Source organism: Marinobacter lipolyticus, assembly GCF_018424605.1.
Taxonomy (GTDB): domain Bacteria; phylum Pseudomonadota; class Gammaproteobacteria; order Pseudomonadales; family Oleiphilaceae; genus Marinobacter; species Marinobacter lipolyticus_B.
Genome location: NZ_QTKT01000017.1, coordinates 1 through 26,095, shown reverse-complemented (window position 1 = coordinate 26,095; position 26,095 = coordinate 1). Strand labels below are relative to the sequence as shown.

General features: G+C 61.3%; 27 protein-coding genes. 5 read left to right on the top strand and 22 right to left on the bottom strand.

All coding sequences use genetic code 11. The annotated features are described in order from the left end of the window. Nucleotide 1: 1 nt before the first annotated feature. The 19 genes from fliO to DYI22_RS16640 all read right to left on the bottom strand — a co-directional run bounded on the left by fliO (nt 2) and on the right by DYI22_RS16640 (nt 18,907). Nucleotides 2-478, bottom strand: coding sequence for a flagellar biosynthetic protein FliO (gene fliO, locus DYI22_RS16730; protein WP_213479200.1), 477 nt, complete (start codon nt 476-478; stop codon nt 2-4). A 1-nt stretch (nt 479) separates the two neighbouring features. Then, nucleotides 480-989: a flagellar motor switch protein FliN gene (gene fliN / locus DYI22_RS16725; protein WP_213479199.1), complete on the bottom strand. Its 510-nt coding sequence runs from the start codon at nt 987-989 to the stop codon at nt 480-482. Beyond that, nucleotides 982-1,980, bottom strand: coding sequence for a flagellar motor switch protein FliM (gene fliM, locus DYI22_RS16720; RefSeq protein WP_213479198.1), 999 nt, complete (start codon nt 1,978-1,980; stop codon nt 982-984). The genes fliN and fliM overlap by 8 nt, the downstream gene beginning before the upstream one ends. 109 nt (nt 1,981-2,089) lie before the next feature. Beyond that, a complete protein-coding gene (locus tag DYI22_RS16715; protein WP_213479197.1) occupies nt 2,090-2,602 on the bottom strand; it encodes a flagellar basal body-associated FliL family protein in 513 nt (170 codons plus the stop codon). Nucleotides 2,603-2,778: 176 nt separating this feature from the next. Then, complete coding sequence (locus DYI22_RS16710) at nt 2,779-3,969, bottom strand: flagellar hook-length control protein FliK (RefSeq protein ID WP_213479196.1); 1,191 nt, start codon at nt 3,967-3,969, stop codon at nt 2,779-2,781. A gap of 95 nt (nt 3,970-4,064) precedes the next feature. After that, a complete protein-coding gene (locus DYI22_RS16705) occupies nt 4,065-4,412 on the bottom strand; it encodes an Hpt domain-containing protein (RefSeq protein WP_213479195.1) in 348 nt (115 codons plus the stop codon). Next, nucleotides 4,405-6,174 carry a SpoIIE family protein phosphatase gene (locus tag DYI22_RS16700; RefSeq protein WP_213479194.1) on the bottom strand — a complete coding sequence of 590 codons (1,770 nt, stop codon included), beginning with the start codon at nt 6,172-6,174 and terminating at the stop codon, nt 4,405-4,407. Before DYI22_RS16700 ends, DYI22_RS16705 begins: the two co-directional genes overlap by 8 nt. Before the next feature lie 31 nt (nt 6,175-6,205). Further along, the gene (locus DYI22_RS16695; protein ID WP_213479193.1) at nt 6,206-6,511 is read right to left on the bottom strand and encodes an STAS domain-containing protein; all 306 of its coding nucleotides are present in this window, start codon (nt 6,509-6,511) and stop codon (nt 6,206-6,208) included. Nucleotides 6,512-6,613: 102 nt separating this feature from the next. Then, entirely contained in the window at nt 6,614-7,057 is a 444-nt protein-coding gene (gene fliJ, locus DYI22_RS16690) for a flagellar export protein FliJ (protein WP_213479192.1), read from the bottom strand. Then, nucleotides 7,057-8,442: a flagellar protein export ATPase FliI gene (gene fliI, locus DYI22_RS16685; protein WP_213479191.1), complete on the bottom strand. Its 1,386-nt coding sequence runs from the start codon at nt 8,440-8,442 to the stop codon at nt 7,057-7,059. Before fliI ends, fliJ begins: the two co-directional genes overlap by 1 nt. Further along, nucleotides 8,423-9,310: a flagellar assembly protein FliH gene (locus DYI22_RS16680; protein WP_213479190.1), complete on the bottom strand. Its 888-nt coding sequence runs from the start codon at nt 9,308-9,310 to the stop codon at nt 8,423-8,425. The genes fliI and DYI22_RS16680 overlap by 20 nt, the downstream gene beginning before the upstream one ends. Then, on the bottom strand, nt 9,310-10,332 hold the full coding sequence (gene fliG / locus DYI22_RS16675; RefSeq protein ID WP_228301102.1) for a flagellar motor switch protein FliG: 1,023 nt from the start codon (nt 10,330-10,332) through the stop codon (nt 9,310-9,312). The genes DYI22_RS16680 and fliG overlap by 1 nt, the downstream gene beginning before the upstream one ends. Nucleotides 10,333-10,354: 22 nt before the next feature. Next, nucleotides 10,355-12,046 carry a flagellar basal-body MS-ring/collar protein FliF gene (fliF, locus tag DYI22_RS16670; RefSeq protein ID WP_213479188.1) on the bottom strand — a complete coding sequence of 564 codons (1,692 nt, stop codon included), beginning with the start codon at nt 12,044-12,046 and terminating at the stop codon, nt 10,355-10,357. Nucleotides 12,047-12,061: 15 nt separating this feature from the next. Next, entirely contained in the window at nt 12,062-12,430 is a 369-nt protein-coding gene (gene fliE / locus DYI22_RS16665) for a flagellar hook-basal body complex protein FliE (RefSeq protein ID WP_213479187.1), read from the bottom strand. A gap of 224 nt (nt 12,431-12,654) precedes the next feature. Next, nucleotides 12,655-14,118, bottom strand: a complete 1,464-nt coding sequence (locus DYI22_RS16660) for a sigma-54-dependent transcriptional regulator (RefSeq protein WP_213479186.1) — start codon at nt 14,116-14,118, stop codon at nt 12,655-12,657. Between the two features lie 22 nt (nt 14,119-14,140). Beyond that, the gene (locus DYI22_RS16655) at nt 14,141-15,370 is read right to left on the bottom strand and encodes a sensor histidine kinase (protein ID WP_213479185.1); all 1,230 of its coding nucleotides are present in this window, start codon (nt 15,368-15,370) and stop codon (nt 14,141-14,143) included. Nucleotides 15,371-15,627: 257 nt separating this feature from the next. Further along, nucleotides 15,628-17,082, bottom strand: coding sequence for a sigma-54 dependent transcriptional regulator (locus DYI22_RS16650; RefSeq protein WP_213479184.1), 1,455 nt, complete (start codon nt 17,080-17,082; stop codon nt 15,628-15,630). Between the two features lie 70 nt (nt 17,083-17,152). Beyond that, nucleotides 17,153-17,482 (bottom strand): SOS cell division inhibitor, encoded by a 330-nt coding sequence (locus DYI22_RS16645; protein ID WP_213479183.1) that lies wholly within the window; start codon nt 17,480-17,482, stop codon nt 17,153-17,155. Nucleotides 17,483-17,548: 66 nt separating this feature from the next. Beyond that, nucleotides 17,549-18,907 carry a DUF1329 domain-containing protein gene (locus tag DYI22_RS16640; RefSeq protein WP_213479182.1) on the bottom strand — a complete coding sequence of 453 codons (1,359 nt, stop codon included), beginning with the start codon at nt 18,905-18,907 and terminating at the stop codon, nt 17,549-17,551. 219 nt (nt 18,908-19,126) lie between these two features. On the opposite strand from DYI22_RS16640, the gene DYI22_RS16635 reads away from it, so the two are divergent. Both DYI22_RS16635 and DYI22_RS16630 read left to right on the top strand, forming a co-directional pair. Continuing rightward, nucleotides 19,127-19,615, top strand: a complete 489-nt coding sequence (locus DYI22_RS16635) for a DUF6586 family protein (protein WP_213479181.1) — start codon at nt 19,127-19,129, stop codon at nt 19,613-19,615. Nucleotides 19,616-19,659: 44 nt separating this feature from the next. Further along, nucleotides 19,660-19,920, top strand: a complete 261-nt coding sequence (locus DYI22_RS16630; protein WP_213479180.1) for a hypothetical protein — start codon at nt 19,660-19,662, stop codon at nt 19,918-19,920. Nucleotides 19,921-19,940: 20 nt separating this feature from the next. On the opposite strand, the gene DYI22_RS16625 is transcribed toward DYI22_RS16630, so the two are convergent. Both DYI22_RS16625 and lexA read right to left on the bottom strand, forming a co-directional pair. Beyond that, a complete protein-coding gene (locus tag DYI22_RS16625) occupies nt 19,941-20,417 on the bottom strand; it encodes a cell division inhibitor SulA (RefSeq protein WP_213479179.1) in 477 nt (158 codons plus the stop codon). Nucleotides 20,418-20,450: 33 nt separating this feature from the next. Continuing rightward, nucleotides 20,451-21,059, bottom strand: coding sequence for a transcriptional repressor LexA (lexA, locus tag DYI22_RS16620; protein ID WP_213479178.1), 609 nt, complete (start codon nt 21,057-21,059; stop codon nt 20,451-20,453). Between the two features lie 162 nt (nt 21,060-21,221). Here lexA and DYI22_RS16615 point away from each other — a divergent pair, with 162 nt between their 5' ends. The 3 genes from DYI22_RS16615 to DYI22_RS16605 are packed head-to-tail and all read left to right on the top strand — an operon-like array spanning nt 21,222 to nt 23,671. Then, complete coding sequence (locus DYI22_RS16615; protein ID WP_213479177.1) at nt 21,222-22,223, top strand: amidoligase family protein; 1,002 nt, start codon at nt 21,222-21,224, stop codon at nt 22,221-22,223. Next, nucleotides 22,216-22,953: a gamma-glutamyl-gamma-aminobutyrate hydrolase family protein gene (locus DYI22_RS16610; RefSeq protein ID WP_213479176.1), complete on the top strand. Its 738-nt coding sequence runs from the start codon at nt 22,216-22,218 to the stop codon at nt 22,951-22,953. The genes DYI22_RS16615 and DYI22_RS16610 overlap by 8 nt, the downstream gene beginning before the upstream one ends. A 31-nt stretch (nt 22,954-22,984) precedes the next feature. Further along, complete coding sequence (locus DYI22_RS16605) at nt 22,985-23,671, top strand: SIMPL domain-containing protein (RefSeq protein WP_213479175.1); 687 nt, start codon at nt 22,985-22,987, stop codon at nt 23,669-23,671. Here the strand turns inward: DYI22_RS16605 and DYI22_RS16600 are convergent. Then, nucleotides 23,668-26,095: translocation/assembly module TamB domain-containing protein (locus tag DYI22_RS16600; protein ID WP_213479174.1), on the bottom strand; the 2,428-nt coding region annotated here is incomplete at its 5' end. The two genes, DYI22_RS16605 and DYI22_RS16600, sit on opposite strands and share 4 nt — an antisense overlap.

Sequence of the window (26,095 nt, the reverse complement as noted above, 5' to 3'; positions counted from 1 at the left end):
GTCAGTCATCCTTCGGGGACCGGGATGTCCATGACTTGCCCATCATGCCCTGCAGGCGACGGGCAAATTCGCTGGACGTTGTCTGATCGGGCGTCACTACCGGCTGCTCAAACACCTGGAGGGTACGGATGGTCGATGGGGTAATGCCCACCAGAATCTGCTGGCCGCCGACTTCAATCAGTGCAATCCTCTCCCGCGCACCCAGGGCCATGACCGACACCACCTTGATGGCCTGGTTGTTCATGCCGGTCATGCCATTCATGCGGCGGATGATCCAGGCGCAGCCGTAAATGATGGCAATCACCGCCAGCAGCCCGCCGCCCAGGCTCAGCATGGTCATCAGCGTGTCCGGTGCGCGGCTGCTTTCTTCCCGCGCCGGGGCTTCTTCAGCCGCCGCCAGCACCGGCAGCAGCCAGGCCAGCAGGGCCGTTGCCGCCGGCCGGGCACACCATCCTCTCAGGCTCTGCAGCGCGATCATCTTACTTCTGCAACCGCTTGATGCGTTCGCCGGGGCTGATCACGTCCGTCAGGCGAATACCGAATTTCTCGTTCACCATCACCACTTCGCCATGGGCGATCAGGGTGCCGTTGACCAGCACGTCCAGCGGCTCTCCCGCAAGGCGATCCAGCTCGATGACCGAGCCCTGATTGAGCTGCAACAGGTTCCGGATGGGAATCTGGGTGTTGCCCACTTCCATGGATATGGTCACCGGTATATCCAGGATAACGTCCAGATCCGGCGCCGGGCCGGTGCCCTGCGAAGCCTGGGCGACTTCCTCGAACTCTTCCATCGGCGCGGTGCGAACATTGTCTGCGGCGCTTTCGTCTTCCCCGGAGGTTTCGGTTTCAGCCTCGGCCATGGCCGCCGCCCATTCGTCCTCCACGGATTCGCCCTCGTCGCCGGACTCTTCCATCGCGGCTTCCCACTCAGCTGCCAGCTTCTCGTCTTCGCTGAGTTCCTGATCGTCTTTCTTGTCGTCGTCAGCCATTGCGTCCCACCTTCAGTTGTTTCTTGACCTTGGGCACCGTTGCCCGCTCTTGAATTCGCAGCGCCAGTTTTCCGTCGCGGGTTCCCAGGGTCGCCTTGTAGACCGGTATGCCATTGGCTGTGACGGTCAGGAAGTCCGGTATTTCCACCGGGATGATGTCGCCGGTTTTCATGTTCGCGATGTCGCGCAGTGAAATCCGGCGGCGACACACCGTCGAGTTGACCGGGACATTGACGTCCTTGATGTCTTCCTGAAGGGCGTTCACCCAGCGCTCGTCGACGTCGTCGATGTCGCTCTGAACGCCAGCGTCCAGCACGTCGCGAATCGGCTCAATCATCGAGTAGGGAATGGCCATGTGCAGCTCACCGCCGCCGCCATCAAGCTCGATGTGGAAGGTGCTGACCACCACCACCTCGCTGGGGCTGACGATGTTCGCCATGGCCGGGTTCACTTCCGAACTGAGGTACTCGAAATCCACCTTCAATACCGCGTGCCAGGCTTCCTTCATGTCTTTGAAGACCTGATCCAGCACCATCTGCACAATCCGGGTTTCCGTGGGGGTGAATTCGCGGCCCTCGATCTTGGCGTGACGGCCCTCGCCACCGAAGAAATTGTCCACCAGTTTGAATACCAGCTTGGCATCCAGAACAAACAGGGACGTACCGCGGAGCGGTCGGATCTTGCAGAGATTCAGGCTGGTCGGTACATACAGGGTGTGAATGTACTCGCCGAATTTCATGATCTGCACGCCACCGGTGGATACGTCGGCGTTGCGGCGCAACAGGTTAAACAGGCTGATGCGGGTGTACCGGGCAAAACGCTCGTTGATCATCTCGAGGGTAGGCATGCGCCCACGGACGATCCTGTCCTGACTGGCCAGGTCGTAGGACTTTATACCGGCCTCGTCGGTTTCCTCATAGGTATCGATATCGCCATCGTCCACACCGTGGAGAAGGGCATCGATTTCATCCTGTGACAGTAAGTCCTGCATACGTTTTCCTGCCCTGACAAGCCACCCGTTTCCGGGGCCCTATTGCACCTTTCTCGGCGCTCTTCTCAGTACTCTTCCCAGCACTCTTTGCGACAATCTGCGCGGCACGCTATTGCACGACAAAATTCCGGAACAACACCCCTTTGAGCGGGGCCTCTCCCTCCTGCTCCAGCACCTGGTTGATGGTCGCCAGCATGCTGCTCGCCAATGCCGCCCGGCCCTGTGGCGTTTGCAATTCCGTGAAGTCGCTGTTGCCCAGCAGACTCACCAGCTGACTGCGCACCAGCGGCAGATGCAGCTCTGCGGCTGCCAGTGTCTCGGGGGTGTCTGCCTCGAGGGAAACATAAACCTGCGCGTAACGCTGGCGACCGCCGTTTTCTGCCTGCACGGTGGTGACCAGTGCCTTATCGATGTTGAGGTACACACTTGGCTGGAAGACCTCTGCCTCTTCCTGTGGGGCCTCGTCGTTCCCGGTCACTCCCGGCAGCCCGCCACCCAGGAACCACAGCGTCCCTACCACAGACAGCCCCACTGCCAGCACAACCACCAGCACCAACAGGATAATCAGTTTGAGCTTGCCTTTCTTCGCTGGCGGCGCCGCGGGAGTATTATTTTCAGCCATAAACCTAGATTCGCCAGTAATCCGTCATCCGGATGGTGTATTGGGTCCTTACGGTATGATCAAGCAAAGGTTGGGCCAAAAGGCCGGACTGCCTGATACAGACCAGCAGTTTAGCGTTGTGCGGAGGGATGGGCAAAGGGCAATCGGGAACGGGGCCAACAGGCCCCGTCATGGTATCAGGCGAAGATATCGACCTCGCCTTTCCAGGTTAGGTCCAGTTCACCGGCAACACCATCCAGATCGTCGCTATCGGCGGCCGCCAGCTCCGATTCCCCGGCGCTGGAACGTTCACCCTCCCCGCCAGCGTCCTGCCCATCGGCCTGCTGCTGCGGCGAATCGGCAACGTCAAACTGCTCCAGCGACAGCCCGTGTTCACTGAGCATGTCGCGCAGACGATGGCTGTGCAGTTCCAGTTGATCACGAACCGCCGGGTTGGCAGCGTGAACGGTGATATTGGCCTGTTCCTGCTGGACCTGGACCCGCACTTCCATCGGCCCCATATCCGGTGGCGTCAGATGGATTTCCGCCACAGAAAGCTTGTTTGCGGTCAGCCAGGTCAGCTTGCCCACCAGCTTGTCACCCCACTCCGCGTGCCCCACGGGTACATCCACAGAGGTCGCATAACCGCGAAGCCCGGTGGCCGTGTCAGGGGCCAGCTTCCCGGCGGCGTTGGCCAGCTGCTGGCCGGTGGCGTCCGCCAGCGTCTGAATGCGCCCGGACGCCAACAGCGAGGTGCTGTCCTGAGGGCGGCCCGATTCGCCGGTCAGCGCACTCAGCGCTTCAGAAAACTGAAAACCGATCGATTGGCCGTTCGCTTTACCGGTAGCCTCAGCGGGCTGACCGGGGATAACCCCTTTCATGCCCGGCAACCCTGCAAGCACCCCGGCCAGCCCCTGCATCCCGGGTGTCTGGCTGCCGGCAGCGGTCGTGCCCCCTGCCGCACCCGCAGCCGGCGCCATCAGCGCCTGCAGATCGGCGAATGTCAGTGTGGTCAGTTCGTCCGGCAAGTCCACCTCGGCGACCCCGCCAGTGGCGAGCTCCGCGTCGTCGGCGTCCGCCATCGTGGTGCCGCTTTCCGCCGCCGGATTGGTCTTCGCCTCGTCCTTGCGACCGCTGCGGTCCGCGTTTGCGCTTTTCTTGTCGTCAACCGCCCGTTCCGGCCGCTCGTCGGGCCGGGAACGAGCCTGCTCGGTGGCGTCCGCCCTGGCCCTGCGATCGGCCTGTTTCTGATCGAGGCGCTTCTGTTCCGCGCGGGAGACTGAATCAAAATGACTCTCTCCGGATTTTTCGCCGCCCGCCGGCTTCTTGCTGCCGGTTTCGGGCTGCGCGCCGGGAGCCGGGGTTGGTGGTAGAACCATCTGGGACATGGCAACCTCTTGCCGCTTTTCAGGTTTGGAATGCAAATACCGTCTCGTTTCCTGAGTTACAGCAAAAGCGATGCCACTCTCCCCTCACCGACCGCTCAATCCGCCAGAAAGCGTTCAAGCCCCTGTCGAACCTGGCGAAACTCTGACTCGATGCTTGCCAGCAATGGCTCCAGAGCAGACAGGCGGGACGCCCTTCCGGCCTCTTCCACCTCCATGCATAAGGCGCCGAGCCGCGGCGCGCCGATATTGAGACAGCTGCCCTTGAAACTGTGTGCGGTTCTGGACAGGGCGTCGGCATCCCCTTCGTCCAGCGCTGAACGTAACGACGAGATACGCTCGGCAGAATCGCTGAGGTAGGTGTGAATCAGTACATCAAACTCCTCATCCATCACATCCTGAAGCTCAGCCAGGGCTTCTTCATCAAGGTGTGGTCTGTCATTCATGACTAACCCCCGGTTTGTGAACGGCCGCATCGTCGGTCTTGCCGGCCTCTGAAAAATGCCAATCATATACAATTTCAACGTGGTTGCCCCGTTCCCTGAAGGTCAACGGGCCCGCCAGACGGTGCAGCAACATGAGGCCACGGCCGGCGTACCCGTGGCCGCTGCCAGATGGCTGGCGGTGCTGGTGGTAATCAAAACCGTGCCCGCTGTCCTCACAGACCACAACCAGCCGGCCACCATAGTCGGTCATGGTGTGGGTGAGGCTGAAACGAATGTAGTGCTCGCTGATATCGTTAAGCCGCCGTTCACGCTCCTCGTAATAGCGGCCGAAGCCTTCCGCCGTTGCCTTCCACTCCGAGGGCAGGCCTAGAATGCCATGCTCCAGCGCGTTGGTGTAAAGCTCCGACAGCAGGGTGTAGATTTCGCCGCTGCGCCGCCGCAGCCCCGGCACCTCCATGCAGATGTGCAGCAGCAGGGGCAACGGGCTGAACTGCCCCAGCGTGCGGTCGCGGATTTCATAGGTGCAGCGCCACTCCGCCGGCCCCTCGAGGGCCGACAACTGCAGCCGGTCAGAAAGCCCCTCCAGGGCACCGCCCTCGGCCATTTGCAAGGTCACCAGCGTCAGGTCGTCCTGCTCCAGGCGACCGCCGGAAAACTCACAGAGCCTATCGATCACCGCTTCAAAGGGCGTCTGACCGTCACGCCGGCCCTGCAGCGCCGCCGATACTCCGGCGTCGCCGAACATGTCGCCGTCCGCACTTGCGGCTTCCAGCACGCCGTCGGTCATAAACATCAGGGTGTCGCCGGGGCTGGTTTGCAGAATGGCCATGGCCGCGTCAAAACGGTGGCTGTCGAGCACCCCAAGGGGCAGGTGGGCCGACGGCATCGCCAGCCGTTCGCCATCACCGCGGATAATCCAGCCATCGGGCAGCCCGCCATTCCATACCTGGACCTGGTTCAGCGCAAAGTCCGCCTGTATCAATGCGGCACAACAGAACATGCCGGCAGGCAGAATACGTTTCAGCTTCTGGTTTATCTCACGCAGCACATCGCTGGCACTGAACCCCTTGGACGTCATGCCGTAGAAGATCTCGGCCACCGGCATCGCGCCGATCGCCGCCGGTAGCCCGTGGCCGGTAAAGTCGCCGATCAGAATCTGGATGCCGCCGTCGGGCCGTGGGCAGGCGAACAGGATGTCGCCGTTGAAGATCGACATCGGCGAGGCGTGGTAGCGGATGCTGCCGGCGTCCAGGCAACCGGTATGGGCGACATTCTCAAACACACGCTTGGCCACCTCCTGCTCCTCGGTCAGCTTGCGATGCTGCTCGTGGATCAGGTCGCGCTGATGGCTGAGGGTTTCATGCATCAGCCGCATGCGGTTGAAGGCGTTGATTTTCGCCTCGATGATCACGCGATTGTAGGGTTTGGTGAGAAAGTCGTCCCCCCCGGCCTCCAGGCATCGGGCGAGCGCGTCGGCATCGGACAGTGAAGTCAGGAAAATGAGCGGTACCAGCCGCTCGCCCGCCAGCGCCTTGATCTGCCGCGCCGCCTCCATGCCATCCATCCCGGGCATGACGGCGTCCAGCAGAACGATCTGGGGGCTGGCGTGCCGGAACCGCTCAACCGCTTCACCGCCGTTGGCGGCCTCGACCACCTCGTGGCCAAGTCGCCGCAGCATGGCTTGCAGAATAAGGCGGTCGCTGTCGCTGTCGTCGGCAATCAGGATTCTGAGTGGCTGGTTGCCGGATTGTGCGTCCTCCACATCGCGCCTCCCGAGGGGTTAACGTCGCCGGTCAGCGAATGGCAAACAACTGCTCAAAATTGGAGATGGCAAGGATACGGCGCACATCGCTGTTGCAGTTTTCGATGAGGATGCTGGCATTGTCACCGCCGGCATAGTCGCGCAGAAGTAATAACATGCCCAGCGCGGAACTGTCGAGGTAGGTGGTATCAGACAGGTCAACCACGTAGCCTTTCACCTCCTGATCACCATGCTCGTAGGCGTCACGGAAAGCCTGATGGGTGCTGAAATCAAAGCGCCCCTCAATTTTGATGGTCAGGGTGCGACCGTCTTCGCTGCGACGCGTCTGAATAGGCATTCCTGATCCTCCGTGGGAAATGACCGATTGGGCTTCTCACCGATAAGAATAGCTCACAAGCACCGATTTGCATCCAGCATTGATGGTCAAATCGAAACGCCACTAACGGCGACGGCGAACAAAGGCGCGACCCGCCGCCTCATCCGCCAGCTTCTGCTCCTTCAGGTCGCGCTCACGTTGCTCCTGCGACCGGCAGGACTCAATGTATTTCTCCATCCCCCGCCGTCGTTCCCAGGCGGCCTGCCATTCACGGCGGGCTTCCTCAAGCCGTTGCTCCAGCAGTTCCAGTTGCCTGTGCTGCTGGCGCAGAACCTGGTCCAGCTGGGAGATGAACGCCTGCCAGGCCTGCAAGCGGGTCACCGACACCACGCCCTGCTGGTTGCTTCGAATCTGATCGCGGTATTCCTGCTGGTAACGGTCCAGATCATTGATCTGTTGCTGCTGGGCCTCGACCTGTCTGCGCGCCTCGCCCATTTTCTCCAGGGCTTCCTGTTCCTTGCGCTCTTCCAGGGTCAGGACCACCGCCAGTCGGCGCGAACGCAGCATTATTCAGCCCCGCCGCCGTGACTGGGTACGCTGGACTTCAAGCGGTCCGGCGACCGCCGTTCCGGCACCACCGCCAGCAGCTGTTCGATGCTTTCGGCCAGGGGCGAGCTCTCGTTCAGGCCCTGTTGCAGGAACTGCCGCATGTTGCCGATGTGGGTCATGGCGAAGTCGGTTTCCGGGTCGGAGCCCTTGACGTAGGCGCCAACGCTGATCAGATCCCGCGCCTGTTGATAGCGGGAGTAGACCTGCTTGAACCGCTGAGCACGGGCAAAATGCTCCAGTTCGGTAACCTGGGGCATCACCCGGCTGATGGAGGCTTCCACATCGATGGCGGGGTAATGTCCCTCCTCGGCCAGACGGCGGGACAGCACAATGTGCCCATCCAGAATGGCGCGGGCGGCATCGGCGATGGGGTCCTGCTGATCGTCCCCCTCGGTCAGCACCGTGTAAAACGCGGTGATGGAGCCGCCGCCGGGGCGGCCGTTGCCGGTGCGCTCCACCAGCTGGGGCAACTTGGCGAACACCGAGGGCGGGTAGCCCTTGGTGGCAGGCGGTTCGCCCACGGCCAGGGCAATTTCGCGCTGGGCCTGGGCATAGCGGGTAAGCGAATCCATCAGCAGCAGCACACGTTTGCCCTGATCGCGGTAATACTCGGCAATGCGGGTGGTCAGCATGGCCGCACGCAAACGCATCAGCGGGGAATCGTCCGCCGGCGACGCCACCACCACCGAGCGGGCAAGGCCCTCGTCACCGAGAATGTCCTCGATGAATTCCTTGACCTCGCGGCCCCGCTCACCGATCAGCCCGACCACGGTGATATCGGCATCGGTGAACCGGGTCATCATCCCCAGCAACATACTCTTACCGACACCGCTGCCGGCAAACAGACCCAGGCGCTGGCCCTGACCGACGGTCATCAACGAGTTGATGGCGCGGATGCCCACGTCCATCGATTTCCGCACGGGCGCGCGGTCCAGTGGGTTGATGATGTCGCCACTGAGGGACACCCGGGCCTCGGCGTGCAACGGCCCCTTGCCGTCCAGCGGCTCACCACTGCCATCCACCACCCGGCCCAGCAACTGCGGCCCGACCGGCACGCGGCTGGCAACGGACAGCGGCACTACTCTTGCGCCGGGACGCAGACCCTCAATGGCGGTCAGGGGCATCAGATAGACGCGATCGTCCTCGAAGCCGACCACTTCCGCTTCCACACTGCCAGTACCCTGCCCCTGAATGACACAACGATCCCCCACCACCATGGGGCAGCCGACGCATTCCAGGGTCAACCCCACCATGCGGGTCAGCCGGCCGGACAGCTCGGGTTCCGGTTCCTGATCGAGAAATCCCTGAAAACGGTCGAGGCGATCAGCCAGGTTTCTGGTCATCGCCTTCGTCCTCGTCTTGGTCGCCGGCACTGCCATCGTCGGTGTCGTCCTCTGACGCCAGTACGTCCCGGTGGAAGTCGGTGAGATCGTCCATCATTGCGTCCAGCCCTTCGCTGTCGCCGCTCTCATCGTGACCAAGCTGCTGATCCAACATGCTCTGGACGGCTTTCTGAAAGCGTTTCTCCACGGTGAAATCCACCAGACTGTGGCGGGTCTCCAGCTTGCAGCCTCCCGGCAGGATGGTGTCGTCTTCAATCACCGAACTGGTGGCCTCAAAGCGCCCGGCCACCTCGTTGACCCATTGGGCGTCGTCCGGATGGACGTGAATGCGAACGTTGTCGCTGGTGGAAGGCAGTGCGGCCATCGCCTTGCGCACCACCTGCTGAATCTGTGAGGAATCCATGGAAAGTTCACGGTACAGCACGGCACGGGCGAGCACCGTGGTGAGATTCACCAGGGCCGTTTCCAGCTCGTCTTCGTGACGACGGATCGGTACCAGCAATTCACCCAACAGGTGTTCCAGTCGGTCGATGCGAGATTCCATTTCTTTGCGGGTCTGCTCCAGCCCCGTGGCCTCGCCCTCGGCGCGGCCTTCGGCAAAACCGGCCTCGAGGCCCTCCTGATGACCCTGCTCCCGACCTTCGCTGAACCCTGCCTGATACCCTGCATCACGGCCTTCGGCATGACCATCTTCCCGCGCGGCCTGGCGAATGGCTTCTATATCGGCGGCGGTCAGGGGTTTGACGTCTCGCTCTTCCTCCCGCGCCACCTCATTGCCACGGGCATCAAGCAGGGGCAGCTCCCAGCGTTCATACGCCGTGAGCTGTTCCTTGGGAATGCGGTTGAGGCTCTTATCGGAGTCTTTCATCACATCATTTCTTCGCCGGCGCCACCGAGGGTAATCTCACCGGCCTCCGCCATGCGCCGCGCAATGGTAATGATGTCTTTCTGGGCCGCTTCCACTTCGCTGACCCGCACCGGCCCCTTGGCCTCCAGATCATCCTGCAGCAATTCCGCGGCCCGCTTCGACATGTTCTTGAAGATCTTGTCCTGAACGCCGTCGTCGGCCCCTTTCAACGCCACCACCAGCACCTCGGACGACACTTCGCGCAGCAGCGCCTGAATGCCGCGGTCGTCGATGTCTTTGAGGTTATCAAAGACGAACATCAGATCCTCAATGGTGGACGCCAGATCCGGGTCCATATCCTTGATGGAGTCCATCAGCCCGCCCTCAATGCTGCGATCCATGAAGTTCATGATGTCGGCCGCGCGCTTGACGCCGCCAATGCGACTGGTCTGGGCCGCGGAGCCGCCGGAGAACTGCTTCTCGAGAATGTTGTTAAGCTCCTGCAGCGCCTGGGGCTGAATGCTTTCCAGCGAGGCCACGCGCATCATCACGTCAAGGCGCACCTTGTCGTCGAGGGTACCCAGAATCTCCGCTGCCTGATCCGGGTCCAGATAGGAAATCACGATGGCCTGAATCTGTGGGTGCTCGTAGCGGATGATATCCCCTACCGCACGGGGCTCCATCCACTTCAGGGTATCCAGGCCAGTGGTGTTGCCACCGATCAGGATGCGATCGATCAGACTGGAGGCCTTGTCGTCCCCCAGCGCCTGGGTCAGCATGCTGCGGATGTAGTCGTCATTCCCGACGCCGAGGCCGGTCTGGCCGCCTACGGCGTCGACAAACTGATTGAGCACGAAGGTTACGTCGTCCTTGCTGACGTCCTTCATCTGCGCCATGGCCACACCAACCCGCTGAACCTCTTTCGGCCCCATGTGCTTCAGCACTTCCGCGGCGTCTGCCTCGCCCAGGGACATCAGCAGGATCGCGGCCTGCTCAACCCGGGGAATCTTGCGTTGCGGTTTTTGCGGCGCCTGCTGGGCCATTTCCGCCGGACGGTTGCTTTCTTCAGTCATCGACATTCACCCACTGGCGCATCACCTGAGCCACCCTGGCCGGGTCTTCGGCAATCAGGCCTTTCAGTGCATTCAACTGCCTATCATAGCTGTCTGTGGCACCCGGCAAAAGCAACTCGTCCTGGGTCGACATGGCCTGGCGCAGAGCGTCGCCACCCTCAACGCCTTCCAGTGCACCATAGCTGTCGTCATCGGAATCGTCACGGCGCTCGTTGCGGCCAGCACCGGACAGACTCTTGAGGGTCGGACGCAGCAAGCCAAGCACCAGAACCAGGATGACCAGCCCGGCCAGCACCTGCTTCATCAGATCCCAGAACCAGGGCTGTTCCCAGAAACCCGGCGTCTCGAACTCGATCTGCTCCTCGGCCGCAAAGGCGGTGTTCATCACCGTGACGCTGTCACCCCTTGCGGCGGAATAGCCCACGGCATCGCGCACCAGCATGTTCAGACGCTGCAGTTCCTGTTCCGGCCAGGGCTCGTAGCTGACCTCGCCGGTTTGCGGGTCCACCACTTTCATATCGTCTACCGCCAGCGCCACGGTCAGGCGCTTGACCCGGCCCAGTTCCTGGCGAATGTAGCTGACGGTACGGTCCATTTCGTAATTTCGGGTGGCCTCGCGGCGCACATTGACCGGCTGCGGCGCGGGCTCTCCGTCCTCGCCTTCCACCTGCTCGGGCACCTGCGCGTCGGCCGGGGGCTGGTTCGCCAGCGCGCCGGGAATGCCGCCGACACCGCCACCGGTGCGCTCTTCGGTCATTTCCCGCTCACTGCGAATAGCCTGTTGCTCGGGATTGAACAGCTCTTCCGCCTGTTCCACCGACGAAAAATCGAGATCGGCGGTCACTTCCGCACGAAAGCGCCCGTCACCCACGATCGGTCCCACCAGCGACGCCAGCCGGCGGGTCAGCCGCTCTTCCACGCGCGTGGTGTAATCATACTGATCCTTGATCTGGCGGCTGGTGCTGTCTTCTTTGCGCCCCGTCAGCAGGTTGCCGCTCTGGTCGACCACGGTGACGTTTTCTTTATTCATCTCCGGAATGCTGCCGGCCACCAGGTTGACGATGGCGGCAATGTGTTCTTTCTCGGGTTTGCGGCCGGCAAAAACGTCCAGGAACACGGAGGCGGTCGGCGTGCGGGCGTCACGAACGAACACCGAACGCTCGGGAATGGCCAGGTGAACCCGCGCGGACCGGACCCCACGCATGGCGGCGATGGTGCGCGCCAGCTCACCCTCAAGGCCGCGGCGGAAGCTCACGGTTTCCATAAACTGGGAGGTGCCGAGACCCCGGTCCTGATCCAGCAGCTCATAGCCCATGGTCTGCTCGTCGGTCACCCCTTCGGCGGCCAGCCTGAGCCGGGCGTTATACACTTCGTCCGAAGGCACCAGCAGCGCGCCGGTGCGGGGATCCATGCGATAGGTGATGCCGCTCTGGTCGAGAATCGAGGTAACGTCCTGGGGGTTGTACCCGGACATGTCGCCGACCACCGGCTGATAATTGGGCTCCTGAGCCCACAGCACAACCGCCACGCCCAGCGCAACGCTGGCGGCCAGCCCGACCATCAGGCCCACCTGACGCAGCAGATTCAGACGGTTGAACCCGAACATCAGGTCACTGCGACCTTCATTGTCGCTGCTTTCCGCCGCTGCCGGCATGTTGGCGTTTTCTGCAGATACGCTGGCCATGAGGTTGCTCCGCTATTATACCGGCATGTTCATGATGTCTTCGTAAGCCTTCACCACCCGGTTACGTACCTGAGTGAGGGCTTCGAAGGAGACAGAGGCTTTTTCCGAGGCAATCATGACGCGGGTGATGTCCACATTGGGATCACCCATGTCGTACGCGGTACGCATATCACTGGAGGTCTGCTGCAGCTCATTCACGCTACCCACGGCCTTGCTGAGCATGTCGCCAAAACTCGGGGTTTCGGAGCTTTTTTCGACCCGCTGCGGCCCATCGATCCGGCCGCGAATATCGTTGTCCTGCTCCACGCGCTGGTTCTGCATCATCTGCGAACGCATGTTGCGGATTTCCGACAGCACGTTGTTTATATCTGCACGTTCGACCATAACTGACTCCCCGGAGTGGCGTGTCTGAACACCATCCACTGAATTCTCATTCTGTTACCCGGGTAAAAGCAAAGTGCAGGCCAACACGATTTATTTCTTTTTTTTCATTACTTTAGATATAGGACAAAGCAAGAATCAGGCAGCGGTGACGGGGATTTGACAGAAAAAAAGGCACCCGTAGGTGCCTTGCAAGACGTATCCAAGCAGTATGGAGACCACGCTGATCAGGCCATGGCCAGCTCTGAATCCAGGTCAATGCCGGCATCGCGCATCTGGGCCAGCTTGTAGCGAAGGGTCCGAGGGCTGATACCCAGTTGCTCGGCGGCCCGGTTACGGCGACCGCGCTCCTTTTTCAGCGTGCTGATAATGATACGGAACTCCTGCTGCCGCAGATCATCGCCCAATGACGCCGCGCCAGCGTCGTCGGCTTCCATGGGCACAGGGGCCGGCTCGGCGCTCTGCGCGGATTCGGTCAAGGCCAGCGGGTCCGCCACACGCTCTGTAATGCCAAGGGAAGCCGGGCCCGGGGCTGGGCCGCTGCCATCGACCCGTCCGGTGATGCCAAGCTCCAGGCACAGATCGCCGGCGTGGATGACATTGCCCTGGTGCAAGACCAGTGCGCGCTGGATCGCGTTATCCAGCTCCCGCACATTACCAGGCCAGGGGTGGCTCATCAGCGCATTGCGGGCATCTTCAGCAAAACCGATGCCGGTGAGCTTCATCTTGCGGCAGTGTTTTTTCAGCAGCGCGGTGGCCAGCGGCATGATATCCAGCACCCGCTCCCGCAGGGGCTGCCAATGCATGGGAAACACCGTCAGCCGGTAGTACAGATCCTCACGGAACTTGCCTTCGCGGACGTAATCCCCGAGATCCCGGTTGGTGGTTGCGACCACGCGTACATCCAGGGCAATGGTCTTGCGCCCACCGACCCTCTCCACTTCCCGCTCCTGCAACACCCGCAGCAACTTGGATTGCAGGCCCAGATCCATCTCGGAAATCTCATCCAGCAGGATGGTACCGCCGTTAGCCTGCTCGAATTTACCCGGCGACGAGGCCACCGCGCCGGTGAAGGCGCCTTTTTCGTGGCCAAAGAGGATCGCCTCGAGCATGTTCTCGGGAATGGCGGCGCAGTTAATCGCAATAAATGGCTGATCCGCGCGCGGTGATTGCTGGTGGATGTACCGCGCCAGCACTTCCTTGCCCGTGCCGCTTTCGCCGGAGATCATCACCGTGGAATCACTGCCGGCCACTTTCGTCGCCAGCTGGAACATGCGCTTGCTGATCGGATCTTCCGCCACCGGCTCATCACCGGTTCGGGAACGGACGCCACCCACTACTTTGGTCACCGCTTCCACCAGAACCTGGGGCTCGAACGGCTTGACCAGATAGTCAATCGCGCCGGATTGCATGGCGGAAACCGCATGGCTGATCTGGCCATAGGCGGTGATCAGCATCATCGGCAGCCCCGGGTACAGGCGCTGAACCTCTGCCAGCAACTCATGGCCGGACAGCCCGGGCATATTTACGTCGCTGACCACCATATCCACCGGAGATTCCGCAAGGCGGGCCAGTGCCTGTTCCGCGTTCGCCGCTTCGCGCACGCGGAACTTTGCCAGCTCGAGCGTCGTTACCAGCGCTTCGCGCAGATCGTGGTCATCTTCAACTATCAGAATCTGGGCTTTGGCCATGGTTGCCTCCAATGACTGTTCGTTATTTTCCAACCAGCGGCAGGGTCAAGGTCGCCACGGCTCCGCCCTGCTCCGGCGACTCAATGGCAAAGCGCCCCTGATGCGCCTTGACCACCGCCTGCACCACGGCCAGACCCAGTCCGGTACCGTGGGACTTGGTGGTGTAAAAAGCTTCCATCAGCTGAGTGGCCTGATCCGCCTCGAACCCGGGGCCGTTATCGGCCACCCGGATCACCAGCTCTCCGCCAGCCGGGAAGAGCTGAACCACCACGGCGGTAGCGCCGGACTCGATACTGTTGTTCACCAGATTGGAGCAGGCCCCGACCAGCGCATCGCGGTTGCACATCAGCCGGCTGTCACTGACATGACTGTCGAGGCGCACGTCCACACCCGGTGCAAGCTTGAGACCGTCCAGGGCCGAACCGATGGCGCTGACCAGAGTTTCTGCAGAGAGCTCCTCTGCCAGCCGGGTTTCGCCACGGGCAAATATGAGCATGTCCCTTACCTGCTGCTCCAGGTGAGTCAGGCGTGACATCAGGCGGCTGGTGCAGCGCTGGCGCATCTCTTCGTCCAGATCGTCCTGGCTGAGGTGACCACCGTAGAGAATGGCAGCCGACAACGGCGTGCGAATCTGATGGGCGAGCGACGCCACCATCTTGCCCATCGCAGAGAGACGCTGGGCGTGCGCAAGCTGGGCCTGCAAGTGGCGGGTTTCCGTCAGGTCGGTCAACAGGATCAACTGACCCGGCTGGTTTTCCATTGTGCGGATTTCAATACTGACGCGACGGCCGTCCTTGAGGGACACTTCATGACCGTCGTCGCGGCGCGGCGCAAAGCAGCGGCGAATCACATCGACCCAGCGCTCGCCGTCCAGCGGCTCACCGAGCAGACTGATGGCAGCCGGATTGGTCTGGGTAACGACGCCTTGCTTATCCAGTACCACAACGCCTGCGGGCAGCGCGGTGAGCAGCGTGGATAACCGGTCCGCGAGCTGTTCTTTCTCTTCCAGCTCCTGCTGGCGCTGCAGCGATTCCGCGGTCAGTTCGCCAGACAGCTGGTTTACACGGGACTCGAGGGTGCGATAGGAGTCGGTAATCTGACGCGACATCTGATTGAACAGATCCAGCGCCGACCCCACCGCTGCGTCGTCCTGCTGTGGAAACAGGGCCGTGACCTTGTCGTTAACATCCGCCGCCGCATTGGCCTGGGCCGTGTTGGCGGAAGGCTGAACAACAAATTGTAGCTGACTCATAAACGCGTCCCCTGACTCACCCGGGCACCGGGTCAAACTCTTTCGATGGTTTGTTTGCAGGGGGATAAGCCAGCATCATGCCAACTTGGTTTTTTGCTTTATTTTCAGTAATGAAGGAAACGTAATTTTCGTGAAACGACGGTTTTATGTCGGTCTGAAGCGGTTAACGGCGATGGGGCTACGAAGCTTTGACGCGGGATTCAGCGGCTGCCCCGGGGCAAGCCCCCGGGCCGGCACCGCTGCTGAAACATCGTTCTTCAGGAATCTTCCGATTCCTCTTCCTCACGCAGGCCGTACTTGCGCACTTTCTCCACCAGTGTGGTCCGGCGTATCCGCAATTTCTCGGCCGCGCGAGCCACCACGCCCCCGGCTTCGTCCAGGGCTTGCTGGATCAACTGCTTCTCGAGGTTCGACAGATAATCCTTGAGATCGATACCGTTGACCGGCAGCAGTGCCGGGGCATCCAGTCCGATCAGCCCGGGCACGCTGGAAGGCATGCCGGAATCCTCTACCGGGCGGTTCTCGTCGTAGTCGTCCACGTAGCGGAACTTCTTGGGCAGTTCCTGAACACCGATCACGCCATAGGGGTGCATGATCGCCAGACGCTCAACCAGGTTCGCCAGCTCCCGGACGTTGCCGGGCCAGTCGTGACGGCACAGGCTCATGATGGCGGCGGAATTCAGGCGCAGGGATCCGCGCTTCTCCTTTTCCATCCGGGAAATCAATTCATTGATCAGCAACGGAATGTCTTCTACCCGCTCCCGCAGTGCCGGCATTTCAATGGGAAATACGTTGAGGCGGTAGTAGAGGTCTTCGCGGAAGTCGCCCGCTTCGATCATGTCTTCGAGGTTCTTGTGGGTCGCGGCGATGATGCGCACATCGGCAGAGATGGTGCGGTTACTGCCCACGCGCTCAAAGGTACGCTCCTGCAGAACCCGCAGAATCTTCACCTGCATGTTCAGGGGCATGTCCCCGATCTCATCGAGGAACAGGGTGCCGCCCTCGGCCATTTCAAAGCGCCCGACCCGAGAGGTGATGGCGCCGGTAAACGCGCCCTTCTCGTGGCCGAACAGTTCGCTTTCCAGCAGCTCACCCGGGATGGCGCCGCAGTTGACCGGAACAAACGGCTTCTCACGGCGAGCGGAGTGGTAATGCAGATTGCGCGCGACCACTTCCTTGCCGGTGCCGGATTCCCCGGTGATCAGCACGCTGACCTCCTTGTCCGCCACCTGCTGCATCAGCTGGCGCACCGTTTGTACCCGGCGGCTGGTACCCACCAGACTGCGAAACAGCTGCAGACCTCGCTGCTGGCCGCGCTCCTGGGAGTGGGTAAACTGGTCCCGGTAAATCTGCGCGCGGTACAGGGAGTCGACGAACTTGGTGTAATTCAGCGGCCAGCTCATGCGGGCAATGATGCGGCCGAGAACGTCATCTGCCACGCCCTTGAGCGCCGGGTCGCCAACCATCAGTACCGGTACGCCTTTGAGCTTGCCGCACACCTCGGTCACGTTTTCACGGATGCTGGCACTTTCACCGTCCAGCAAGGCCACCGCTACCGAAGCCAGAGCCTCGTCATCGCCATTGGCCAGCAGCGCCCCGGCCTCATCGCCAGCCAGCACCTGCTCTTCACCAATGAAATCCAGGATGGTGACGATATCGCGACAGCGTAATTCATCATCACTCAGCACCAGCACTTTGTTGTTCTTAGACATCCACTAGAATCTCTCGAAGGATTTGTGCGGTATTTAAGACTGTAAGAGCGCGAGAGTCAATTTTATGACGCTATTTGGGACGGTTTGTTGAAACGTTTTGATAGGCTCTTGCTGCACTGCGGTTACGGTTGACACCTTTCAGCGCCTGTTCCGCTTCACTCCTGGCCTCAGACGCTCCCGCGCTTGCCGCATCGCAGAAGGTCTGTAGTCGGGCCAGCCGCTCCCTGACCAGCTCGGCGTCGAGCTCCCCCGACTCCAGCTGGGCCATGACCGGCTCAACCGTTGCGCGGACCTCACTGTTCAGTTCCGCCAGACGATCCCAGTCGCGGTCGTTCAGCGACTCTTCCAGCGCGTGAATCAGATGATCCAAGGCTTGCATGTGTGGCGGGGTCGCGGCCATAGAGTCAGTCCCCTGTTGTCATGGTGGTGGCTCGATGGCGGCGCGGTCACCCCGCCCGGCAGGCAGTTATCGGCGCGCCGCCCGACGAGCGGCAGACGCGCTGAACTGGTTGCCACGGAAACCGGGCGCAAAGTCGTACGCTGCGAATCCGTCGTCAAGACCATCGATGTAATAACGTTCTGACTTCAGATCATACGTCATTTCCATCGTGGTCCAGAACACCGGTTCACTGTAGAAACTAATATTGTGAGCCTCGGACACGCGCCACAGGTTGCCCTCGGCGTCGTATTCCTCGGACGCCAGGATCTGCCAGCTGTCCTCATCCACGTAGAACACGCGACGGGAATAGATATGGCTGATCCCGGTTCGTAGCGTCGCCTCGATCACCCATGCCCGATGCAGCTCATAGCGGGCCAGCTCCTGATTGATGTGGCCCGGGCGTATGACGTCTTCCGGCTTCACGTCGGCATCGTGCAGCTTGTAGGCGTTGTAAGGCAGGAAAACCTCTCGCTTGCCTTTCAGCTCCCAGTCGTACTGGTTGGGCGCACCGTTGTACATGTCTTTCTGGTCCACCGAACGCAGGGACGAAGAGTTCGGCAGATCGGTCTCATACGCGAGATTGGGCGAGCGCCGCAAGCGGCGGGAACCGGAATCATAGCGCCAGGCCAGACGCGGTGAACGAATCTGATCGAGGGTTTCATGCACCAGTGTGATGGTGCCCGCGAGGTTGGACGGCGCAATGGTATCGGTCTTCAGGTAGAAGATCTTGTTGTCAATATCGGCGAGATCTGCGCCACGGCGACTGTAGGCGATGAAGTAATCGTAGTCGTTCACCACCTGGTTGAACGACCCGTTCACCTGCGGCGTTGCCGACGCGCTACGAAACGCGATTTCTTCACCCCGGTAGCGAAGGATGTGATTCCAGATCACCTCCAGACCGTTTTTGGGGATCGGGAAGGGGCTGGTCATGATGGTGTTGCGCACACCGTTGCCATTATCCAGCAGCTCCGCAGACACCGCGTTCTCGCGGAACTTGCCGTACACGTGCTCCGGGTAGGCGGCGGTGCGACGGGTCTGATACACCGGCATGAAGAAATCCGGGCCATACTGCTCGACCATCGCGATGTGGCCGTCGGTGAGCTTGTCACGGTACAGGTCCAGATTGCTGGCGTTGATCACGAACAGGGGCTTGTCGTCGGGGAACGGGTTGGTCTCTACCTCACCGCGGCGCCAGTCCACGGGCGGGGTGACCAGACCACCGGTCCATTCCGGAATGCTGCCGGAAGCATTGGCGGCCTTTTCGGCGCCGACAGGAGTCAGCTCATTTCCCAGCTTCTGGGCTTCCGCCCCAGACACGGCTGCTGCTGCACCACCAGAGGACGCCAGCAAGGCCAACGCAATCCCCGTAACTATATGCTTACGCATCCCCAAGTCACCTCCCTTAATTGTTCAAATCCCGTTCAGCGGGCGGCCTTTTTGCCAAATTCAAACGACCGTTTCAAGTGAATGTTTGTGTTTTCTTGTTAAACCCATAGGTACCAACACGAGGGAGGAAATCCGCGGCTGAAAATGGTAGACTGACGAATCAATCTGAAGAACACCCTTTTTCATGCGTCGGCCGACCGACGTGGTTGGCAGGTAATCATGGCGTCACAGTGGTACTCACTGGTTTCTCAAAAGCTGTTCATGGCCAGAACGCTGACGGGCCGGGCCGATAGCGGGCAAGCCGGGGATGAGTCGGCGCTGGAGCGTGAGGCACTGATCCAGGGGGCGATTGAGCTGACACTGCGAGCCCGGCGCCTGCTGCTGGTGATGATTGCCCGCTTCTACCAGCACAGAAATAGCGAGCCGGAATCCCTGGAAGCGCTGATCCAGCTGGTTGGCGAAGAGGTACCGGAAACCGAGGCGTTACAGGCGCTGGCCGGGGAAGCTGGCAGCTGGTGGCAGCACCTGGATCAACTGGACGCTGCGCAGGGCAGACCACCGGCAACCCGTAAAACGGTAAGCGCGGAGAACATCATTGCGATCGCCGCGGCATCAGGCCCTGACCGGTCTCCATCGGCACTCTACGCATCGCTGAACGCGCTGAAACAATTTGCTGATACCCTGGAGGAACGCCACAGCGAATGGTAATTCGCACGGCAACCGGGGTGGAAAACAACTTAAAGGCTATGTGAATGTCACCATCTTTTTTTGAAATCGTACAACTGAGTGATGGCGATTATGCGTTGCGCCGTATCGATGACGATGCCGCCCCACTGGTGCGCATTTCGTTTTCATCAGAAGCGCGCGAGATGATGGAAGATCGCGATATGTCGGTGGCCAAGGCGATGATCGCCGCCGGCATTGAAGCTGTAGGCAACGTTGCGCACGACATCGACTGGGAAGACGAAGAACTGGACGCGCAGGAAGCTCAGCCGTCCTACACACTTCACTGAGCAAAAACTTGCCAGCGCACTCAGCGCTGGCGCAGCACCACACCGTGGCTGTTTCCTCGGGCGGATGCTTCCTGCAGTGCCTGCAGCGCATCACGGCCCAGCTTGCGGGTCCACATGACAACGGCGTGGCAGGTACCGGCGCTGAGCGCTCGCTCGGCCAGATCACGTGCCGGATAGTCCGCCGTCGACCGCAACACCAGTAACTCACCGGCCACTATGCCGTGCATTTTCTGCCACTTGCTGACCAACGCCTGGGGCGGGTCAATCCAGGCAAGCCAGCGTTTCTCCTGGTTAAGCTGCGTCAACATGGGCAGCAACAACTGGAAATTCTCAACCTGCCCCTCCGGCAGAATGATCTCGGTCACATTGCCAGCGGCAGGCTCAGTACGGCGCGACCGCGCCGCGCCGGCCCGGACAACAGCGGACTTTCCCGGGGCCTGGTAGCCGAACGCCGGCCGTGCATAGGCCAGATTCTGGTTAAAGCTGAGTTGTTCCATGACGCGCCTCGCCTTCTGGTTAACCGTGATGGATCAGTGCATGTCCGACCGGCGGATGACACCAACCCCAAGCCCTTCGATAAAAATTTCCTGCTCCCGCAGGTCAACTTCAATCGGGGCAAACTCCTCGTTTTCCGCAATCAACAGAACTTTCGCGCCTTCCTTGCGGAAGCGCTTTACCGTGACTTCGTCACCAACCCGGGCTACCACCACCTGACCGTTGTGTACGTCCTGGGTGCGGTGAACCGCCAGCAGATCGCCATCAAGAATGCCAATGTCCTTCATGCTCATACCGCGTACGCGCAGCAGGTAGTCTGCCGAGGGTGAGAAAAAGTCCGGCTTCAGGGTGCAGTGATCTTCGATGTGCTCCTGGGCCAGGATCGGGCTGCCTGCAGCCACCTGACCGATCACCGGCAACCCCAGATCCTCCTCTGCTTCCGGCAGACGAATGCCGCGACTGGCTCCGGGAACCATTTCAATGGCCCCTTTGCGTGCCAGCGCCCGCAGGTGCTCTTCTGCGGCGTTAGCCGACCGAAAACCCAGTTCTGCGGCGATTTCCGCCCGGGTCGGGGGATATCCGGTTTCATCCACATAGCGGCGGATGATGTCCAGTACCTGTCCTTGCCTTGCTGTCAGCTTCATGGGATCGCCTTATCAGTCCTGTTTTTATATACAGTGAATTGACTATATACAGTGTTTTATCCAGTGTAAAGATCCGTTCCTGACTTTTTTGTCAGCCAGCGGCTGGTTCGTGCACCCAAGCGCTGTGATAAGGTAGGTGCAACCTATTGTGGAGGCACAGGAATGAGCGAATCACAGTCATGCAGGATGCCAGACATTCTGAGAACCGCAGCCGGTGAAGAGCGGCGGGTGGGCGTTGAGATTGAGCTTTCGGGGCTGAGTTACGGCACTCTGGTGGATTTGAGCGGCAATTTGTTGTCGGGCAAGGCCAGGGAAGCGTCGCGCTATGTGGCGGAGCTGGATACGGACTTGGGCACCTTCACCATTGAACTGGACTCCGACCCGATCAAGGATCTGGACTTGCAGGATGAGCGTCTGCCCGAGTCTGTGCGGGAGCTGGGCGGCCAGGCGATGGACGTGATAGACGCCGCTGCCGAGAAGATCGTTCCCCTGGAAATTGTGAGCCCGCCGCTGCCCTTCTCGTCCCTTGAGCGCATCGAAACCCTGTGCGAAGAACTGCGCAAGGCCGGCGCTCTGGGCAGCCGCGAAGCCATCTATTATGCCTTCGGACTCCAGCTGAACCCGGAACTTCCAGACCTGGAGGCCCCCACGCTGGTTCGGTACCTGCAGTCCTTTGCCGCGCTTTATGACTGGTTGAAAGCCCGCCACCAGATCGATATCAGCCGCAAGTTCACCAGTTACATCGAGCCCTGGAGCAGCACCTACACCGATAAACTGATGGAAGATGACTACGCGCCGAATTTCGAACAATTGATGCGGGACTACCTGAAGTACAACCCCACCCGCAACAAGGCGCTGGATCTGCTGCCATTGTTCGCCCATATCGACAGTGAGCTGCTGGCGGAGTTTGTGGAGGACGAACGCATCAAAAGCCGCCCCACCCTGCACTATCGGTTGCCGGACTGCGACATCGATAATCCGGAATGGCATTTTTCGACGGTATGGAACGACTGGGTGGTACTGGAGCAGCTGGCCAACAACGCCGGCGATCTGGCCGAACTGCGGGACGAGTTTCGCAAGAGCCGGAAACTGAGCCTGAAAAACCTCACCCAAAGCTGGCCGGACACCTGCGAACGGTGGCTGCACGCCAAGGGTTATGTCTGAGCAAGCCGGCGAAGCCCCCGAGCTTCCGGGCCTGACCATTGGCATCAGCGGTCCCGTGCGTCGCAGCCTGGCCCATCGGCTGATCAATCTGGGCCTGAAACTGCACGGAGCCCGCACCCATTACATCCGCCCGGGATCGAAGGTGGATGTGTCACTGCTGGACGGCCTGGTGCTGTCCGGCGGCACCCACGTTGATCCGTCGCTCTATGGTCAGCGCTCAACCGTGACTGCCCGCTATGATGCCCGCCGCGACCAGACCGATCAGCGCTTACTGGCCGAGGCCCAACGCCTGAGGCTGCCGGTACTGGGTATCTGTCGGGGAGCCCAGTTTATCAACGTGTTCCACGGTGGGTCGCTGTGCCAGAACGTTACCCCGCTGCGGGTCAATACCCGCCACCGCCCGCTGCTGCTGCCGATGCAGACGGTGCGGCTGGTAGACAACACCCGTCTGGCCCGCCTGATGGACAGCCCGGTCATCGGTGCCAACCGGATACACAGTCAGGCGATCAAACGCCTCGGTCACGGCCTGAGGGTGGTGGCGCTGGACAACGACCGGTTTGTGCAGGCTATCGAGAGCACCGGTGAGCAGTGGTGGATGGGGGTTCAGTGGCATCCCGAGTACCTGCTGTACCATCCCGGACACCGCCGCATTTTCAGCCACTTTGTACATGCCGCACGTGAGCGTAAGCTGATGCGACTGGATGAGGCCGATTCCCTGCCCACAGCCTGATGTTATCCCATCGATAGAACGGAGATCTGACATGTTTACATCCCTGAAGAAACACCTGATTCCCGGCCTTGCCGCTGCCCTGCTGCCACTGGCAGCCCACGCCGGTGAAGTCACACTGTCAGGCGAGGGCGCAGTGACCTACACCCCGGACAGCGCCCGCCTGACATTCACCGCCAGCGCCGAAGACAAACTCGCTGCCAATGCATCCGATAAGGTCAACGGGTTGATGCAACAATGGCGCGACGCCATCGATCCGTACCGGGATCGACTGAACGACTACAGCGACGCCAACCTCAACCTATACACCCGTACCCTTCCCATCCAGGAACGCGGTGAGGAACCGGAACAGCGCGCGGTGGCCTCGCAAACAGTCAGCTTTACGATTGATGATCTGACGCTGCTCAACCCGCTGCTCGCGCAGGCGCAGGAACTGGGCATGGATTATCACCTTGGCAATGGCAGCTTCTACCATTCCGAGGAAGCAGATCTTCAACGACAGGCCCTGGCACGAGCGATCGCCGATGCGCGCTCGCGCTGCGAGTTTGTTGCCAACGAGCTCGACATGTCCTGCGGCGAGGTGGTCACCATCAACATCAACGGCGGCCACCGGCCAGTCCCGATGATGATGTCCGAAGCGAAATCCGCCGGCGACGCGGTGTCCCGAATCGGCGACCGTGAGTTGCAGGCCAGCGTCAGCGCCACGTTCACGCTGGACTAGAAATCCCGCGTGTAAAAGATATCCAGGGAAGCCGCCAGGCCACTGGCCGCTTCCAGATAGAAATAACGCCCCAGATCATAGCGCAGCGCCACCGTGGTAATGGGCTCGAAGATGCCGACGCCATACCGCAGGCTCAGCTCGTCAGTAATGTAGCCGCTGGCCACCACCGAGGCTTCATCACCGGCGCCCTCCGCCTCCAGGGTTAGCTCGCGGATGCCCAGCTCCTCACCCAGCCCCTGGGTGAGCTTGCTGGCCTGCGTTAATCCCAGCGAAAGCGCCGCGCGGCTCATTTGCCCCTCTTCACCCCGACTCTGCGGGGCTCGACCGAGAATCACGTAAGAGAGCGCATCGCTCTGCGGCATGGACGGCTCCGAAAACACTTCGGTTTCCGGCTCACTGACCGGCCCGGTCAGGCGGATGCCAGCCACCACCGTGTCCACTCGTCGGATCGCCTCTATATCCAGGTAAGGTTCGGTCAGCGGCCCAACGAATACAATGCGCGCCCGGCGAAGCTCGAGCTCCTGGCCGTAGGCCTCGTATTGGCCATCAACCAGTTGCAGCGCACCGCGGGTGTCCATGTCGTTGCCAATACGCAACGTACCTTCCAGATCACCGGTTACGCCGAAGGCATCGAACGTCACAGTGTCTTCACCGACCACCACGGTGACATCCATATTGATTGACTGCAGTGCAGGCTCCTCGGGCTCGGCACCGACGATGACCTCGTCTTCCGACACCGATACGGCCTGCTCAGGCAGGGTCCGCACTTCGATATCACCCCGTGGTACGGCCACCTGCCCGCGAACCGAAAGGGCTCCGTCCCGGAACGCGATGGTAATATCCGGCGCCACCTCGACCCTGGCGTAGGGATCGTAGGTGACTGGCAGACGCTCGCCGGTCACGGTGACCTCCAGCGCAGGCGGTCCGGACCAGTCCAGGTTACCTTTGAGCTGGCCGGTACTCCGGTCGTTACTGGTCCAGCGCCCTGTCAGGCCGGCGGAATACCCATTCAGCCGCAGGGCCAGCGCGACATCATTCAACGGCATCGGAATGGAAGGATCGACGAAGCGACCGCCACTGAGGGCGATCTCACCATCCACTGCGGGCTTCATCAGCGGTCCGGATAACCGACCTTCACCGTTGAGCTCGCCCTGCACTTCCTCCAGACCGGCAATTCCCCCCGCAAGAGCGATATCCAGCCCGGTCAGCGAGAAACCGCCCGACACTGTCCGCTCCGGTGCGGCGGGATCGACTGACAAGTCGAGGCCGAACTCCCCGAGCTCGGGGCCGGCAAGCCGCAGCTCAACTTCGGCCACCTCCGGCTTCATTTGCAGATTCACTGTCAAGGTATCGTGGGCGAGGGTCTGCCACTCGTCCCGCACCAGGAGTTCGAAATCGCCGGCGCCGGCGTCCAACGTTATAACCCCATCCGGCCCCTGATCGGTCATGGCCAGATCCACGGTGGCATCGATGCTGGCGCCCCAGCGCAGGGTCTCCGGCAGCAATGGCCGCAAAGCAGATGCGGGGAAATCCTCGATCCGGTAGGCCACCGCCGGTTCCGGCAACAGTGACTGGTCCTCACCGCAGACAGAGCTGTCCTGCCAGCGCCAGCAGTGAGCGCCCAGAGTGAGCGAGCCATCGGCGCCATAGGTAAGCTGCGCCGGCTGATCCAGTGTCCAGGTCTGGGAAACCCCGGGCAGCGCCAACTCGCCGCGTTCGAGAGCGCCCTGCCAGCTGTTCCATGCGTTGCTCACCGCTCCGGACAGGGCGACGTCGAGGTTGGCGTCCTCGTGCTGAGCGCGAACCGTCAGCCGGTGGTTATCCGGCGAGCCACTCAGCCCCAGGGCCAGTGCCGCCAGGCTCTGCTCGCCGATCCGGAGATCCTGCGCCCGGGCCGAGGCGTCCACGGACCGGCCGCCGGCAAGCTCGGCATCCAGTTCGACGACTTCCACTGCCAGGTCGTCCCGCCACGCCAGATCCGATGCCCGCAGGTTCAGCACGCCCCGGGGATCCTCGGGGGTACCGCCGGTCACCGACAGCGAAGCCACCAACTGTCCCGCCAGTCCGGGCAGGAAAATTTCGGGATCCGGCAGGTTAACGGTGAGCTCTCCCTGCAGCGTTTCACCCCATTGGCCGGCGCCGTTAATCCGGTTGTCGCCCAACTCCGCGACTAACTGAGACACGGTCCAGGTACCTGCCGCGACATCCAGCTCGCCCCGGGTAACGGCGGTTTCCTGCTGCCACTGCCCGGAGATGTCCCAGTCCGCGGTCAATTCCGGCTCGCCATTATCATCCAGTCGGCCGCGGGTGTTGATGCCGCCGTCGAGACTGGCTTCCAGAGCCGGCACCCAGTAGCCGGGATTGAATTCGTCAAGGTTCAGTTCGGCGTCCCAGCGGATGCGATTGGCAAACCCGATCTCCGCC